At 30.0% G+C, this 2,465-nt stretch carries 3 protein-coding genes; 2 read left to right on the forward strand and 1 reads right to left on the reverse strand.

Annotation, left to right across the window (positions count from 1 at the left end):
* On the reverse strand, positions 1–617 hold a 617-nt coding region (locus tag ABDH49_03740), incomplete at its 3' end, for a metallophosphoesterase (protein ID MEN3046081.1).
* A gap of 31 nt (positions 618–648) precedes the next feature.
* Between ABDH49_03740 and ABDH49_03745 the strand changes: the two genes are divergently transcribed.
* The gene (locus ABDH49_03745; protein ID MEN3046082.1) at positions 649–1,467 is read left to right on the forward strand and encodes a hypothetical protein; all 819 of its coding nucleotides are present in this window, start codon (positions 649–651) and stop codon (positions 1,465–1,467) included.
* Positions 1,464–2,465: ThiF family adenylyltransferase (locus tag ABDH49_03750; protein ID MEN3046083.1), on the forward strand; the 1,002-nt coding region annotated here is incomplete at its 3' end. The genes ABDH49_03745 and ABDH49_03750, both read left to right, overlap by 4 nt.

Consider the following 2,465-nt stretch of genomic DNA (forward strand, 5'->3'; position numbering starts at 1 on the left):
ATTTTTTGATCCATTTCAATAAACATCGGTTTGTGAAAATGTCCTAAAATACAGATATCTCCTCCCTTTTTAAAGAATTTTTTTACTCTCTCAGGAATTTCCTCTTTAGGCTCCTTCTTTTCAGAAGTGTTTCTTGAAATTTTTGAAATACTCTTTGCCAACTTTATTCCTATATCTGGATGAAGAATGTAAAATAAAAATTTAACAAAAGAACTTCTAACTAGGTAGTTAAAATAAGTTCCTATTAAGTCACTTTGATAGTAAAAATCACCGTGAGAAAATAGAACTTTCTTTTCCCCTATTTGGAAAATTCTTTCTCTTTGGAAAATCCTCATATTAAAACCTTGTACAAAATTTCTAACGAAAAAGTCATGATTCCCTGTAAAATAGAGGAATTCAAATTTATCTTTAAATTTATAAAGTTCTGAGACAAATAAAAAATTTTCTTTTGGTAAAACAGTTTTGTATTCAAACCAAAAATCAAAGATATCACCAAGAAAAACAATCTTAGTCCCCTTTTCAAGTTTTTCGAGAATACTAAAGAACTTCTCAAAAACCTTTTTATCTCTCTCTTCAGAAACACCAAGATGAAAATCAGAAAAAATGTAATATTGCACCTTAAATATTATATGCTCTATAATAGTTTCAATGAAAATATTAAATTTCCTTTTAATTTTGCTTTTAAAAGAAGATCCAATTTACATTTCTTCATCTTCAGATCTTTATGCGGGATGGGATAGTATCTACTTTTATGTTGATTTGAAAATTTCAAAGTTTGATAAAGTTTACTTTGCTATAGGTACGGGGAACGAGGGACTATATTTTTTCCCCGAACTTGAAAGTTCCTCCAAATTTCCTGTCAAACTCAAACATTTCTTTTCTTATGATATAAAAAGTGATAAAGTTTTATACTCGAATAAGGGTATAACTTTCCATACAGATACAATAGGTAGAGAAATCCTCATAAATTTTAAAGTTCCAAAGAATATACTTGAGAACTCCAAACATATTTATTTTTGGATTGGTTTTGAATTAAATGGGATCTTTTGCTCTATGCCCGAGCAAAGGGGAGATATTTACCCAGTATTTTTAGTTCCCCTTGATCAAGATTGTGACGGGGTATGGGATAGAGGTATTGATCTAAAGGCTGTACTGAGAATAATTTATAAAGAAGAGGAGGAGGAACTTGAGGTGAAAGAATATAAAAAATTTTTCAGTCCAGAGAATGAAAATTTAGAAATCATTTTAGAGTGTGGGGAGAAGGTACAGACTATTTTTGCCTCAGTTTATAGCCTAGCGGGGAAAAAAGTTAAAGATCTAGATATTATAAGATCTAACAATAAGATAAAAATTATTTGGGATGGAAGAGATTACTCAGGAAAAATTGAAAAAGCAGGTGTTTATCTAATAGTTATTAAAAGTGGAGATAAAGTTTGGGCAAAAATTCCAGTTGTTCTTTTTAGATGATAGATAATAGGTTAGTTAGACTTTTTCCACTTAATTGGGGCAAAAACCTTGATGTTTTAAAATATCACAAGGTTTTAATTGTTGGACTTGGTGCATTAGGCTCAAACATCTTAGATCTTATGATTAGAATAGGCTTTAAAAACTTGATCTTAGTTGATAGAGACTATGTAGAATTCCATGACCTCTTGAACTCACCACTTTACATCAAAGAAGATGCAGAGATGGGAAAACCAAAGGTAATTGCCTCTCAAGAAAAAATTAAGTCTATAGACGAAAGTATAAACTTAAAAATATTTTTTGAAGATTTTTCTCCATCTTTTTTAAAAGATTTTAATGAAGATATTTCTCTTATTGTTGACGCAGTTGATAACTTAGAGACAAGATTTTTAATAAATGAATTTTCCTTTAAAAAAAGAGTGCCATGGATTCATGGTGCCTGTGTTGGTGAAAGAGGAGAGGTTTCTTTTTTTGTCCCATGGGAGGGGTCATGTTATAGGTGTCTTTTTAAAGAAATTCCAAAAAGAGGAAGAATAGATACCTGTGAAACTCACGGGATTAATCCTATAATAGCTAGATTAGTGGCAGAGATACAGGTCGATCTTGCTGTTAAATACTTTACTTTAAAAAGAAAGTATATAGACAAAATGATTTACGTTGATTTTTCGGATGACTATTCGTTAAGAAATTTTAAATTGAAAAAGAGAAAAGATTGCCCACTCTGCGTAAGGGGAGAATTTGAGTTTATAAACAGGGAAGATCAAAAGATCATAACTTTTTGCTCCGAAAATACAGTTTATATGAAGCTTAACTCTTTTGATTATGAAAAAATAAAAGAGAAGTGGAAAAACTATGATGGTTTCGAGGAGAATAGATTTTTCATTAGATTAAGGATAAAAGATGAGGAGTTAAAACTTTTCAAAGAAGGTAAACTTTTTATAAGTTCAAAAAGCCTAATCGACGAAAAAAAGATAAGAAATTTGATTTCAAAATACATAGGA

This window comes from Candidatus Hydrothermales bacterium (assembly GCA_039630235.1).
GTDB lineage: Bacteria > Hydrothermota > Hydrothermia > Hydrothermales > JAJRUZ01 > JBCNVI01.